The sequence below is a fragment of the Kitasatospora sp. NPDC093679 genome (assembly GCF_040683455.1).
Classification (GTDB): Bacteria; Actinomycetota; Actinomycetes; order Streptomycetales; family Streptomycetaceae; genus Kitasatospora; species Kitasatospora arboriphila.
Genome location: NZ_JBFBDW010000001.1, coordinates 178,126 through 191,777, shown reverse-complemented (window position 1 = coordinate 191,777; position 13,652 = coordinate 178,126). Strand labels below are relative to the sequence as shown.

11 protein-coding genes are annotated in these 13,652 nt (G+C 74.5%); 8 read left to right on the top strand and 3 right to left on the bottom strand.

What is annotated here, in order from left to right:
• Positions 1–14: 14 nt before the first annotated feature.
• The 7 genes from AB0O09_RS00885 to AB0O09_RS00855 all read left to right on the top strand — a co-directional run bounded on the left by AB0O09_RS00885 (position 15) and on the right by AB0O09_RS00855 (position 7,413).
• Positions 15–1,211: an XdhC/CoxI family protein gene (locus AB0O09_RS00885; RefSeq protein ID WP_363538827.1), complete on the top strand. Its 1,197-nt coding sequence runs from the start codon at positions 15–17 to the stop codon at positions 1,209–1,211.
• A gap of 116 nt (positions 1,212–1,327) precedes the next feature.
• On the top strand, positions 1,328–2,398 hold the full coding sequence (locus AB0O09_RS00880; RefSeq protein ID WP_363538825.1) for a branched-chain amino acid aminotransferase: 1,071 nt from the start codon (positions 1,328–1,330) through the stop codon (positions 2,396–2,398).
• A 26-nt stretch (positions 2,399–2,424) separates the two neighbouring features.
• On the top strand, positions 2,425–4,182 hold the full coding sequence (locus tag AB0O09_RS00875; protein ID WP_363538823.1) for a non-ribosomal peptide synthetase: 1,758 nt from the start codon (positions 2,425–2,427) through the stop codon (positions 4,180–4,182).
• Positions 4,179–5,483 (top strand): MFS transporter, encoded by a 1,305-nt coding sequence (locus tag AB0O09_RS00870; protein ID WP_363538821.1) that lies wholly within the window; start codon positions 4,179–4,181, stop codon positions 5,481–5,483. The genes AB0O09_RS00875 and AB0O09_RS00870 overlap by 4 nt, the downstream gene beginning before the upstream one ends.
• 4 nt (positions 5,484–5,487) lie before the next feature.
• Positions 5,488–5,868, top strand: a complete 381-nt coding sequence (locus AB0O09_RS00865; RefSeq protein WP_344627543.1) for a nuclear transport factor 2 family protein — start codon at positions 5,488–5,490, stop codon at positions 5,866–5,868.
• Between the two features lie 173 nt (positions 5,869–6,041).
• The gene (locus AB0O09_RS00860; protein ID WP_363539247.1) at positions 6,042–6,698 is read left to right on the top strand and encodes a response regulator transcription factor; all 657 of its coding nucleotides are present in this window, start codon (positions 6,042–6,044) and stop codon (positions 6,696–6,698) included.
• A gap of 1 nt (position 6,699) precedes the next feature.
• Positions 6,700–7,413 (top strand): thioesterase domain-containing protein, encoded by a 714-nt coding sequence (locus AB0O09_RS00855; protein ID WP_363538819.1) that lies wholly within the window; start codon positions 6,700–6,702, stop codon positions 7,411–7,413.
• 25 nt (positions 7,414–7,438) lie between these two features.
• Here AB0O09_RS00855 and AB0O09_RS00850 read toward each other — a convergent pair whose 3' ends face one another.
• Positions 7,439–8,119 (bottom strand): macro domain-containing protein, encoded by a 681-nt coding sequence (locus AB0O09_RS00850; RefSeq protein ID WP_363538817.1) that lies wholly within the window; start codon positions 8,117–8,119, stop codon positions 7,439–7,441.
• A 208-nt stretch (positions 8,120–8,327) separates the two neighbouring features.
• On the opposite strand from AB0O09_RS00850, the gene AB0O09_RS00845 reads away from it, so the two are divergent.
• Complete coding sequence (locus AB0O09_RS00845; protein WP_363538815.1) at positions 8,328–9,947, top strand: ADP-ribosyltransferase domain-containing protein; 1,620 nt, start codon at positions 8,328–8,330, stop codon at positions 9,945–9,947.
• A gap of 42 nt (positions 9,948–9,989) precedes the next feature.
• Here the strand turns inward: AB0O09_RS00845 and AB0O09_RS00840 are convergent, their stop codons facing one another.
• A complete protein-coding gene (locus AB0O09_RS00840) occupies positions 9,990–11,213 on the bottom strand; it encodes a branched-chain amino acid ABC transporter substrate-binding protein (protein WP_363538813.1) in 1,224 nt (407 codons plus the stop codon).
• A gap of 420 nt (positions 11,214–11,633) precedes the next feature.
• Positions 11,634–13,514 (bottom strand): BTAD domain-containing putative transcriptional regulator, encoded by a 1,881-nt coding sequence (locus AB0O09_RS00835; RefSeq protein WP_363538811.1) that lies wholly within the window; start codon positions 13,512–13,514, stop codon positions 11,634–11,636.
• Between the last annotated feature and the right edge of the window lie 138 nt (positions 13,515–13,652).

Below are 13,652 nucleotides of genomic sequence, written 5' to 3'. Positions count from 1 at the left end.
GAGTTGACCCGGCCGTGCTGGACATCGCCGCCGATCTGCACCGGTGGTGCACCGAAGGACGCGACTTCGCCGTGGCGACGGTCGTGCACGTCAGCGGCTCCGCCCCGCGGCCGCCCGGCACGGCCCTCGCCGTCGACGCCGCGGGCACCGCGCTCGGCAGCGTCTCCGGCGGCTGCGTGGAGGCCACCGTCCACCAGCTGTGCCAGGAGGCGCTGGTGACCGGCGAGAGCGTGCTGCAGCACTTCAGCGACGCCGACGGGGACCCGTTCGCCGTCGGCCTGACCTGCGGCGGCAGCATCGACGTCCTGGTGACGCCGGTGCGCCGCCGGGACGCCGTCCGGCCGGTGCTCGCCGCCGCCCTGGCCACCGCCGCCGGGGGCGGGGCCGTGGCGGCCGTCCGTGTCGCCGGCGGCCCGGACGGCCCGGCCGGCGGCGCCCTGCTGGTGCGGCCGGGCGGCGCGTACGAGGGCACCCTCGGCGGGGGCGGCGCACTCGACGACGCCGCGGCCCTGGAGGCGGCGGCGCTGCTGGCGGCGGGCCGCACCCGGACGGTGGAGGTCGCACCCGACCGCACCGACCGGAGCCGGCCGGTCGTCCTGCTGGTGGAGTGCAGCGTGCCCCCGCCGCGGATGATCGTCTTCGGTGCGATCGACTTCGCCTCGGCGCTGGTGCGCATCGGCGGGTTCCTCGGCCACCACGTCACCGTGTGCGACGCCCGCCCGGTCTTCGCCACCCGCGAGCGCTTCCCGGAGGCGGACGAGGTGGTGGTCGACCGGCCGCACCGCTACCTCGACTCCCAGCGCGACCGGATCGACGGCCGCACCGTGCTGTGCGCCCTCACCCACGAGGCCAGGTTCGACGTGCCGTTGCTGGAGCGCGCCCTGCGGCTGCCGGTGGCCTACGTCGGTGCCATGGGGTCCCGGCGCACCCACGCCGACCGGCTGGAGCGGCTGCGTGCGGCCGGCCTCTCGGAGCCCGAACTGGCCCGGCTGCACTCCCCGATCGGCCTCGACCTGGGGGCCTGGACGCCCGAGGAGGTCGCGGTGTCGATCGCGGCCGAGATCGTCGCCTGCCGGGGCGGCGGCACCGGCCTGCCGCTCGGCCGCGTCGGCACGCCGATCCACCGCGCACAGGCCCACCGCGCACAGCCCCACCGTGCACCGGCCCACCGCGCACCGGCCCGCGCCGAGCGGGCGGCCGCGGCGCGATAGGCCACCGATAGCGGCGTCCGGATACTCGGTGGCCGAGCGGTGGGCGACCCCCTCCGCGCGGCCCGAGTGCCTGCGTCCTGATCGCCCGGCAGACCCCCTCACCCAAGGAGTTGCGGATGACCACCGACCTCGAACTCGCGCCGCCCCACCCGGCCGTCGCCGAACCCGGCCCCGGCGAGGCGTTCACCGACCACATGGTCGTGATGGACTGGACGGAGGCGGACGGCTGGTCCGCGCCCCGGCTGAGCAGACTCGCCGACCTCTCCCTCCATCCCGGCACCCTCGGCCTGCACTACGGCCAGGTCGTCTTCGAGGGGCTGAAGGCGCACCGGCGGGCCGACGGCACGGCGGGCGTCTGGCGCCCCCGCGACCACGCGCTGCGGTTCCGCGGCTCCTGCCGCCGGATGGCCATGCCGGAGCTCCCGGAGGACGCCTTCACCGACGCCGCCCACCGGCTGGTCCGCGCGGACGAGGGCTTCCTGCCGGCCGACGGCTCGCGCAGCCTCTACCTGCGGCCGCTGATGTTCGGCTCGGACGCCTCGCTGATGCTGCGCCCCTCGCGCACCTACCGCTTCCTGCTGATGGCCTTCGTGACCGGGGGCTTCTTCGGCGACGGGGCCGAGCCGGTCGCCGTCCACGTGAGCCGCGACCACGTCCGGGCCGTGCCCGGCGGCACCGGCGAGGTCAAGGTGGCCGGCAACTACGCCCCGACCTTCCTGGCGCAGCGGGCGGCGGAGGCCGCCGGCTGCCGGCAGGTCGTCTGGCTCGACGCCGTCGAGCGGCGCTGGGTGGAGGAGCTGGGCGGGATGAACCTCTTCCTCGTCCGGGGGCGGGGCGAGCGGGCCGAGGTGGTGACCCCGGAGCTGACGCGGACGCTGCTGCCCGGCGTCACCCGCAGCACCCTGCTGACCCTGGCCCGGCGCCTCGGCCACCGGGTGGTGGAGGAGCGGATCGCACTGGACGAGTGGCGTGCGCAGTGCGAGGCCGGCGTCGTCACCGAGGCGTTCGCCTGCGGCACCTGGGCCGTCGTCACCCCGGTCGGCCGGGTGCGGGACGGGGACGGCGGCTGGACGGTCGGGGACGGCCGGCCGGGACCGGTGACGACCGCGCTGCACCGGCTCCTCACCGACCTGCACCGCGGCCGCGTCCTTGACGAGGACGGCTGGTTCCACCCGTCGACCCGCTGACCCACCCTCACCCACGGAGCGAGAGAATGACTGACCTGAGCATCACGGCACGGTTCCGCCGGTGCTGCGAGCGGTTCGGCGACCGGGTGGCCCTGAGCGACGAGCACACCTCCCTGACGTACGCGGAACTCGCCGCCGAGGCCGACCGCCTCGCCGCGCGGCTGGTCGAGCGGGGCGTGCGGGCCGGCGACGTGGTCGCCGTCCTCACCCGGCGGTCGGTCGACGGCATCGTCGCCCTGCTCGCGGTGGTCTCCGCCGGCGCCGCGTACCTGGCCCTGGACACCCGCTACCCCGCCGCCCGCACCGAGTTCATGCTGCGCGACTCCGGGGCCCGTCTGGTGGTCACCCAGCGCGAACTGGCCGACGGCCTCCCCGACGGGTTCGCGACCGTGTTCGCCGACGACCGGGCCCCGGCCGGGACCCCGGCGGCCGTCCGCGCGGCCGACCCGTCCGGCGAGGACCTGGCCTACGTGGCCTACACCTCGGGGTCGACCGGCACGCCGAAGGGCGTGATGGTGCCGCACCGCGGGGTGGTGCGGCTCGTCGTCGACCCGGACTTCGTCACGATCACCCCGGAGGACGTCCTCCTCCAGATCGGCCCGCTGGCCTTCGACGCCTCGACCTTCGAGATCTGGGGGGCGCTGCTCAACGGCGCCCGCCTGGTGGTCGCCCCGCCGGGCGACCTCTCGCTCGCCGAGACCACCGGATTCGTCCGCGCCTCGGGCGTCACCGTGCTGCTGCTGACGACCGGTCTGCTGCACCAGGTGGTGGACCACGGCCTCGACGACCTCAAGCAGGTGCGGTACCTGCTCACCGGCGGCGACGTGCTCTCCGCCGACCACGCCGACCGGGCGGTGGCGGCCCTGCCGGGCACCGTCCTGGTCAACGGGTACGGCCCGACCGAGAACACCACCTACACCTGCTGCCACGCCTTCGACAGCCCGCTGCACACCCCCTCGGTGCCGATCGGCCGGCCGATCAACGGCACCTGGGTGCGGGTGCTCGACCCCGAACTGCGGCCGGTGGCCCCCGGCGGGACGGGCGAGCTGTACACCGGCGGCACCGGCCTCGCCCACGGCTACCTCGGCCGCCCGGCGCTCACCGCCGAGCGCTTCCTGCCCGACCCGGAGGGCGACGGCGCGCGGATGTACCGCACCGGCGACCTGGTGCGCAGCACCGCGCCCGCGATCGAGTTCCTCGGCCGGGCCGACCGCCAGGTGAAGATCCGCGGCTTCCGGATCGAACTCGGCGAGGTCGAGGCCGCCCTCGCCGGGCTGCCGGCCGTCGCCCAGCACCACCTGGCCAAGGCGCAGGCCCCGACCGGCGGTCACGCGCTGCACGCCGCCCTGGTGCTGCGCAAGGACCACCGGCGGACCTCCCTGCTGGAGCTGCGCGCCTCGCTCGCCGAGGTGCTGCCCTCCTACGCGGTGCCGTCCCTGATCACGGTGGTCGACGAGTTCCCGCTGACCGCCAACGGCAAGGTGGACGCGGCCGCCCTCGCGGCCCGGACCCGCGTCCGCAGCCCGCAGCTGATGACCGAGTACCGGGGACCGGGCTCGCCGGCCGAGCAGGCGGTGGTGAGCCTCTGGTCGGACCACTTCGGGGTGGCGGGCATCGGTGCGGACGACGACTTCTTCGAACTGGGCGGGCACTCCCTGCTCGGCGTGAAGATCATCGCCGAGCTCCACCAGGCCTTCGGCGTGGACATCTCGCCGCGGGACTTCTACTTCGACCCGACCCCGGCGGGCATGGCCCGACTGGTCGCGGAGCGGGCGGCCCGGTGAGCACGACCGCGAAGCGGAGCACCTCGCTGCTGCTGCTCCCCGTCCTCGCCGCGAACGCGGTCTCGGTGGCCGGCACCCGGCTGACCGCCATCGCCGTCCCCTGGCTCGTCCTCACCACCACCGGTTCGGCCACCCGCACCGGCCTGGTGGCCGCCTGCGAACTCACCCCGCTGGTCGTCTCGAAGGCGCTCTGCGGCCCGGTCATCGACCGGCTCGGCTCCCGCCGGGTCAGCGTCTGCGCGGACCTGCTCAGTGCGGCCGCGGTGGCCCTCGTCCCGCTGCTCCACCTGGCCGGCATGCTGAGCTTCCCGGTGCTGCTGGTGCTGGTCGCCGTCGCCGGGGCGGCCCGCGGCCCGGCCGACACCTCCAAGTTCACCCTCGGCCCGGACATCGCGGATGCCGCCGGTCTGCCGCTGGAACGGGTCACCGGGCTGGTCAGCGCGACCGAACGGACCGCCATGATCATCGCGCCGGCCCTGGCGGGCGCCGTCATCGGGGCGGCCGGACCGGCGAACGCCCTGCTGCTGGACGCCGCGTCCTTCGTGGTCTGCGCGGTCGCCGTGGGCCTCCGGGCCCCGAAGCGGCACCGCCCGGCGGCGGAGCCCGCCGGGGAGGCGGCCGCGCCGGAGCCGTACCTCGCCCAGCTCCGCGGCGGCTGGACGTTCCTCACCTCCGACCGGATGGTGCGCTCGCTCGTCGCGATGGTCAGCGTGACCAACCTGGTCGACGCCGCGTACAGCGCCGTGCTGCTCCCCGTCTGGATCCGCGACCACGGCTACGGGGCCCTCGAACTCGGCCTGATCGGCACGGCGTTCTCGGTGACGGCCGCCGGGGCCGCGCTGCTGGCCGCCGCCTACGGCGAGCGCGTGCCGCGCCGGGCGGCCTTCCTGGTGGGCTTCTTCCTCGGCGGGGTGCCGCGCTTCGCGGCGATGGCGCTCGGCGCACCGATGTGGTGCGTGATCGGCGTGGCGCTGGTCGGCGGCTTCGGCTCCGGCTTCATCAACCCGGTCCTCAGCGCCGTGTTCGTCGAACGCATCCCGCGCGACCTGCTGGGCCGGGTCAGCTCCCTGGCGGAGGCCGCCGCCTGGGCCGGCATGCCGCTCGGCGGGATCCTCGCCGGTTCGGCGATCGCCGCCGCCGGGCTGGCGCCGGTGCTGGTCACCGCGGGGGCCGTCTACCTGGCCGCCGTCGTCGTCCCCGGCCTGCTCCCCCAGTGGAGCGAGATGGACCGCCGCGACCGACCGCACGACGCGGTGCGGCCCGCACCGCGTCAACCGCAGCAGACCGAGTCAGGAGCGTGACCGCATGAGCACCACCCACCCCGAGCAGCTCGCCGTGTCCGGCACGGACTTCGTCACCAGACTCTTCGAGGTGATCGACGGCCGCCGCTGGGACGAACTGCCCACCCTGTTCGCCGAGGACTGCACCTACCACCGCCCCGGCTACGAGGCGATCAGCGGCCTCGACGCCGTCCTGCGGTTCTACCGCGAGGAGCGGATCATCAGCGACGGCCGCCACGAGATCGAGCACGTCGCCGAGTCGGACTCCTCGGTCGCCTGCTGGGGACGCTTCCGCGGGGTCGGCAAGGACGGCCGGCAGCTCGACGAGCGGTTCTCCGACCTGTACTTCCTCGACGGCCGGAAGATCAGGACCCGCCGCACCTACTTCTACCGCCCCGCCATCTGAGACCGCCGTCTGAGACCGCCGCCGGCGGCACTCGGGTACCCACGAGCAGCGCTGCGCCCCGGGTGGCCCGCGACCGGGTTCGAAGGCGCGCCCCACCGGCCTCCTCGGCCTTTCGTTCCCGACCAGTGAAGACCACCGTGTGCGCAGATCAGGGGGAGACTGACGTGACCAGGATGAGCGTCGTGCTCGTGGCGGAGGACGCCTTCGTCCGCAACGGCATCAGATCGATCCTCGGCAACGAACCATCGGTCAGGATCGCCGGGGAGGCGGCCAACGTCGGCCAGGCGTGCCGGCTCGGCTCCCAGCTCGACCCGGCGCTCTTCGTGGTCGACATGCCGGCGGTCAAGGACCGCGACACCCTCCTCGGGCAGGTCCGGCGCCTCGCCGCGTCGGGGCACGGCGGCGCGGCCTCGGTGCTCGTCCTCGGCTCGGACCTGCGCCGGATGGACCTGGACGTGCTCCGGCTGGGCGGCTGCGCGATCATCCGGCGGCAGGTCGCCGCCGGGGAACTCGCCCCGGCGGTCCGCCTGCTGGCCTCCGGCTACCTGCCGGTCGAACAGACGCTGGTGCAGCAGCTCGCGCACACCGCCCCGCGGCTCGGCGCGGTGCCGACGCTCACCGAACGCGAGCAGGAGGTGCTGCACCTGCTCGCCCGGGGGATGTCGAACGCCGAGATCGCCACCGAGCTGGGCGTCGCCGGCTCCACGGTGAAGTCCCACGTGCAGGAGATCTTCGGCAAGCTGGGCCTGCGCAACCGGGTGCAGGCCGTCATCTACGCGTACGAGTCCCGGGCCGCGGCGCCGGTCGCGGCCCGGAGGATGGGAGCCTGACATGGCCGGCAACTGGCTGCTGCGTCGACCGCGGACGGACTCGGTCGCACGGCTCTTCTGCTTCCCCTACTCCGGTGTGGGCGCCTCGATGTTCAGCCGGTGGCCCGAGGAGATCGACGGCATCGAGGTGTGCCCCGTCCAGCCGCCGGGCCGGGAGAACCGCTCGCGCGAACCGCACTACGGCAGTTACGAGCGGTTCGCCGCCGACCTGGTGGAGTTCCTCCGGCCGTACCTGGACCGGCCGTTCGCCTTCTTCGGGCACTGCGCAGGCGCCCTGCCGGCCTTCGAGACGGCGCTCCGGCTCGCCGGGAGCGGGCTGCCCGCGCCCGAGCGGCTCTTCGTCTCGGCCCAGGTGGCCCCGCACCACTGCCCGCACGACCGGTACCTCGACCTGGACGAGGAGCAGCTCCGGGCGGAGATGGGCAAGCTGGTGCTGCTGCGGGGCGGCACCCCGCATCCCGTCCTGATCGACCTCGCCCTCGAGGTCCTGCACCAGGACCTGGAGGTGAACCGGGTCTACCGGCGCCCGTCGCCGGTGGCCCTGCCGGGCCCGGTCACCGTGCTGGAGTGGACGGAGGACACCGAGATCGGCCTCGACCAGATGGCGGGGTGGCGGGAGTACGCACGGACGGTGGAGTACACCGCCCTGCCCGGCGGGCACTTCGAGTTCCTGTCGGCGCCGCCGCTGCTGATGAAGACCCTCTCCTTCCTGTGACGGCGGCGGCGGGCGCGGGCGGGTGTCAGCGCCGGGCGGCGGTGCGGCGCGCGGGCGGGGTGATGCGGACGCGCCGGGTGGCGGGCGCCTTCTCGATGTCGTCGAGCTGGGCCGTGACGGTGCTGCGCAGGTCGTCGTAGTCCTCGAAGCAGTGGTCGTTGAACAGGGTGTAGCCCGTCCACATCAGGTTGGCGCACACCCGGGCCGGCACCTGTCCGGTCTGCGCGCCCATGCCGACCAGTGCCACCGAGCGGATACTGCCCGGTGCTTCGGCGTTCTTGCGGTGCACGGCCTGGAACGCGGCGGCGCAGGCCAGCGCCACGTTGAGCGTCTGGCTGACGTTCTGCGAGGACGACTCCATCGTCGGCGCCGAGATCAGGAACGCGGGGTTGACCGCGCCGGAGGGGACGCAGACGGCGCTGCCGACCGGCAGCCGGCCGGCGAACCCGTCCCGGATCGCCCGCTGCACGCGCAGCTGGATGCCGGCGCCGAGGTGCCGCTTGATCACCGCGTCGACGCCGCCGTCCATCCGGCCGCGGGAGTTGGTGGGGGTGACCCAGGCGTCGACGTGCTCGTCGAGGATCGAGCCGCGGTGGATCTCGATCTCGGGGGTGTCGGCGAACGCCGCCCGCCAGGACTCCACCACGGTGCTGTTGATGTCGGTCAGCACGACCCTGAGCGGCGGCTGCTGCGGGTTCTCGGACATGGGTCGGGCTCCTCCCGGACGAGCGGTCTTCCGTCGTCCATGAACCTAGATGGCGGCACCGACAGCGCCGCCGGGCCAGGTCGGCGCCGCCCCGGCAGCGCGGTCGGTTGTCACTCGCGGACGGTAGGACTGGAGTCGCCGTCGGGGAACTGACGGTCCGTTCCTGCCATCCGTCCGCACGGTTCGACGATTCCGGAGCAGCGCCACCATGACCGAGGCCACCACCCCCGCCCAGCCCGACCCGAACGACCCGCTGGCGCTCACGGAGCTCTTCGCCGGCGGCGGCGAGCCGTGGCTGCCGCTGCTGAAGCCGGTCGTCGAGGCGCAGCCCGACGCCGCGGCGTTCATCGGCCCGGCCCGCGGCCCGGAGGTCGTGCCCGTCCGCGAGCTCACCTTCCAGGCGCTCAAGCCCCATGCGCCGCACAAGTGGAAGGTGGTCGTCTTCGGGCAGAACCCGTACCCGCGGCCGGAGAGCGCCACCGGCATCGCGATGTTCGACAACACCTTCCACGACTGGAAGGACAGCCAGTTCGGCCGGGTGGTCAGCATCCGCTGCATCATCAAGGCCGCGGCGATGTGGAAGTACGGCATCGCGAAGAAGACGCCGATCGCCGACGTCCGGGCGCTGCTGAAGGAGCGGGACACCGTCCAGCCGCCGGAGTGGTTCCAGGCGATGCTCACCCAGGGCGTGCTGCTGCTGAACGCGGCGCTGACCGCCAGCAGCGACGGCTCGGTGGGCGCCGACCGGCACACCGCGTTCTGGCGCCCGGTCGCCGAGCGGATCGTCGAGGAGATCCTCCGGGCCAAGCAGGACGCCGACGAGGCGGACCGCAGCGTGGTGTTCGCCTGGTGGGGCGCCCACGCGCGGAGCCTGAAGAAGGTCGTCCTGGAGCTGCAGAAGAAGTACCCGGGGGTGGAGGTCCGGCACATCGACCACGCCAACCCGGCGGCGCAGGGCGACATCTTCTGCGACGGCGACCACTTCGACATGGTGAACACCGCGCTGACGTCCATGGGCACCGACCCGGTGGACTGGCTGCCGAGCAAGGGGTGGAACGCCCGCGCGGCGGACGGCGGCGGTGCGGACGGCGACGGCACCGCGGAGCGGATGGGCGCGTTCATCGCCTCCACCATGGAGCTGCACCAGCTCTACCTGGACCGGCTCGCGAGCGTCAAGGACGAGGGCCTCGAACTGCCGGAGATCACCGGCGTGTTCGACACTCCGCTGATGGACTTCCGGGACGCCGTCGCCCCGGTGGCGGCGGTGCTGCGCGGCCTGGACCGGCACGTGGAGCGGTCGTACGAGTTCGGCAAGCGCCGGGCGGACGAGGTGCCCGGCGGCCTGTCCGCCGACGCCGTCGCGGCGATCCACCTCTACACCTGCGAGTCGGCGTTCTACCGGGAGATCAACGCCGTGCTGCGGTCGCCGGACCGCAGCCGGCTGGTGCCGTACCTCGCCTACCTGCGGCTGCTGTTCTCGGCCGTCTCGCAGTTGCCGGTCCGCACCGAGCCGCTGTGGCGCGGTGTGGCGCTGGACCTCCGCGCGCAGTACCCGCTGGGCCGGACGGTGACCTGGTGGGGCGTGTCCTCCTGCACCTCCGAGCCGGGCGTGGCCCGGGGCTTCCTCGGCAGCCGGGGCAAGCGGACGCTGTTCGAGGTCGTCCCCTCCCGGGCGGTCGGCATCCGCGACTTCTCGGCCTTCACCGGCGAGGAGGAGTTCATCCTGCTGCCGGGCACCCAGCTGGAGGTGACGGAGGTCCGCAGCGAGCGCGGCGGCCTGTGCACGGTGCGGCTGACGGAGGTCGCGGAGGGTCCGCTGGTGTCCTGAGCGCCGGCGGCGGCCGGGGTCGTCGGACCCCGGCCGCGGCCGTCAGAAGTCGCGCAGGCGGCCGAACGGGACGATGGACGTCCAGGCGCCCTTCTGCACCTTGTAGATGGAGGCGACCTGGTTGTGGGTGTCGCCGAACTCGTCGAAGGAGACGTCGCCGGTGACGCCGAAGAACGAGACGTTCTGCAGCGCATCCGCGGTGGCCTTGCGCAGTTCGGCGCCGGTGAGGTCCTCGTTCGACTGCCGGGCCTTGGCGACCGCCTGGATCACCGCCCAGGTGGAGTCGTAGCCGTAGGCGCCGAACGGCCCGGGCTCCTCCTTGTAGCCCGCCGCGCGGTAGGCGTCGAGGTAGCCGAAGGCCGAGGCGAGGCCCTCGACGGAGATGCCCGGCTGGCTGGCGAGGTCGCCGTCGGAGGCCGTGCCCGCGGCCTTGATGAAGCCGTCGGTGTGCAGGCCGTCGCCGCCGGCGAGCGGCACCTTCACCCCGGCGGCCTTGAGCGCCGCACCGAGCGGTCCGCCCTCGGGGTGCTCGCCGCCGTAGTAGACGATGTCGGGGTCCTGCGCGGCGATCAGCTGGGCGATCTTCGCGAAGTCGGTGGTGCCCGGCTTCACGGTCGTCCGGTAGACCACCTTGCCGCCGACCTCCTCGAAGGCGGTCGCGAACTCGGCGGCGAGGTTGCTGCCGTAGGCCTTGGTGTCGCTGATCACAGCGGCCCGCCCGGCCTTGAGCCGGCTGTGCGCGTAGCGGGCCAGCAGCGGGCCCTGGACGGCGTCGGTGGTGACCGTCCGGAAGTAGGTGGGGTACTGGCGCTTCTTGCCGTTGGTCCGGTAGTCGGCGCCCCAGGTCAGCCCGGGTGCGGTGTTGGAGGGGGAGACCTCGGCCAGGCCGGCCTGCGCCATCACGGGCGCCATCAGGAGCGCGCCCCCGGAGGTCAGCGGACCGACCACGCCCATCACCCGGGAGTCGGCGGCGAACGCATCGCCGTTGGACTTGGCCTTCTGCTCGTCCGCCTCGTCGTCCTTCGCGTCGAGCACGAACTTCACGCCGGGCACGACGTTCTTGGCATTGGCCTTGGCGATGGCCAGTTCGGCGGAGTTCCGGATGCCGAGCCCCAGGTCGGCGAGCTTGCCGGTCAGCGGACCGTCGACGCCGATCACGACCGTGACGGTCGATCCGGAGCCGAGCACGCCCGAGGAACAACCCGACAGCAGCACGGCGCAGACCACACCCAGGGCGGAAGCCCTGGGCCTCGAGAATCCGGTCACTGGCACATCCCTTGCTGAGTGGGTTTGCTCATGGGACGCCGGACCGCACGCCGGTCTGGGCCGCTGGTGGCGGCACGGCGCGCAGGGAGCGGCGACGGCTGTCCGGGCCCGTGAAATCCGCACGGGGGCACGGCAGTCGGCACCTCTGTGGACGGTCCGGCGAGGGACGGCGGCCCGGCTGCCGGCGGCACTGCCGACATGTCCGGATCACCGACCGGCGTCCATGGGCCGCGACCCTATGGTCTGCCACCGGGAGCGTCAACGGGTTCGTCCGAACACAACCGGTGACGGCAAGACACCCGCCGAGCTGCCGGATTGGCCGGGGAGGCCGGATCCGGGGGCCCCCTACCGGCCGGTACGACCGACCGGTAGGGTGCCGCAGAGCCCTGGCCGGCACCCCCCGTGGTGTCCGGTCCGCCGTCAGCCCGCCACGGGCCGGTACGGCTCCGGGGCAGGGCGTTCGGCGTCGGCCCGTTCGCGTGCGTAGAGCTGGGCGAGCAACGGGATCTCGTACAGCGCCGCGTGCGCGGTGACCTCGCCGAGCCGGCAGTGCAGGACGGAGACCTCGATCATGCTGTCCAGCACCCGGCGGGCGACCTCCTCGCCGCAGCCGAGCACGGCCATCGCCTCGGCGAGGGTGAACAGCGGGCGGGGCAGCCGGCCGAAGGCGCAGAGCACGGCGCGCACGACGGCGGGCAGTCCGGCCCACCAGACGGCGAGTTGGCGCCGGACGGCGAGGTCACCGGCGGCGAGTTCGTCCAGCAGGGCGGGGCTGCGGTCCAGCCGGGCCGCGTACTCGGCGGCCGAGAGCTGGTGCAGGACGGCCAGTTTGGTGCCGCACACCCGGACGGCGAGCGGCAGCCGGCCGACGCTGTCGACGATCCGTTCGGCGGCCTGGCGGTCGGCGCGGATGCGGCCGTCGCCGACGATCCGGTCGAGCAGGCCGACGGCCTCCTCCGCGGCGAAGGGTTCGAGTTCCAGCCGCTGGACGGGGCCGAGCCCGGCCAGCCGCGTCCGGCTGGTGACCAGGACGGCGCTCGGCCCGGAGCCGGGCAGCAGGTGGCGGATGCCGCCCTCGTCGGGGGCGTCGTCCAGCACGAGCAGCAGCCGACGGCCGGCCAGCCAGGACCGCCACAGCGCCGCGGCCTCCTCCTCGTCCTCCGGCACGGCCCCCACCAGGCCGGTGGCCCGGCAGAGTTCGGCGAGCAGCGAGGTGGGGTGGCGCGGTGTGCCGTCGGCGCGCCGGAGGCGGACGGTGAGGCAGCCGTCCGGGAAGCGGCCGGCCAGGCGGTGCGCGACGTGCACCGCGAGGGCGGTCTTGCCGACGCCCACCGGGCCGCTGACGACGACGCGCCGGCCCTCGCCCGCGAGCAGGGCGGTCAGTCGGGCGACCTCCTCGCGGCGGCCGGTGAAGTCCGGGAGGTCGGCGGGCAGTACGGTCTGCGGGGCGTGCGGCGCCGCGCCGGTGGCGGCGGCGGACGGCCGCGGTGCCGGCCCGGCCGGGCCCTGTCCGTCCAGCATGCCGCGGTAGAGCGTCTCCAGCACCGGGCCGACCTGCAGGCCGAGTTGGCGGGCGAGGTGCTGGCGCAGGTCGTCGTAGACGGCGAGGGCGGCGCTCTGCCGCCCGGAGCGGAAGAGCGCGGTCATCTGGGCGGCGCAGAGCCGCTCCCGCATGGGGTGTTCGGCGACCGTCTCGGCGAGTGCCTCGGCGACGGCGGGGGCGTGGCCGAGGTCGAGTTCGGCCTCGGCCCAGTCCTCCAGCACGGCGAGGCGGCGCAGTTCGCGCCGTTCGGCCCGGTCGCGCAGCAGCTCGGAGTGGCCGAGGTCGGCGAGGAAGGGGCCGCTCCACAGGTCGAGGGCCTCGCGCAGCAGGGCGACGCCGTGCGCGGTGGCGCCGAGCCGGATCGCGGACTGCCCGGCGCGGGCGAGCTCCTCGAAGCGCAGCACGTCCAGTTCGGCGGGCGCGACGCGCAGCTGGTAGCCGGTGTGGTGGTGCACGATCCGTTCGCCGTCGGCGGTCTCGCCGAGCAGTTTGCGCAGGGCGGAGACGTAGGCCTGCAGGTTCTTGCGGGCGGAGCGCGGGGGTTCGTCGCCCCAGACCGCCTCGGTCAGCAGGTCGACGGAGACGGCGGCGTTGGGATGGCAGAGCAGCGCGCCGAGGACGAGGCGCTGTTTCACGGGGCCGAGCGGCAGCGGCCGGCCGCGGGTCGCGACCAGGAGTTCGCCGAGCACCCGGAAGCGGAGCTCGGCCGCGGCCGGACGGGCCGGGCGGGCGGCGGCGGACAGGTGGTCCAGCGTCACTGGTGCTCCTTCGGGAGGGGTGCGGGCAGGAGCGGTACCGGGACGGCCGGTGCGGCACGGATCACGGCCGGACCGGCGGGCGCAGCGGGTGTGCCGGGCAGCGGTGGGCGCGACGGCGGGCGGGCACGGCGGGCGGCG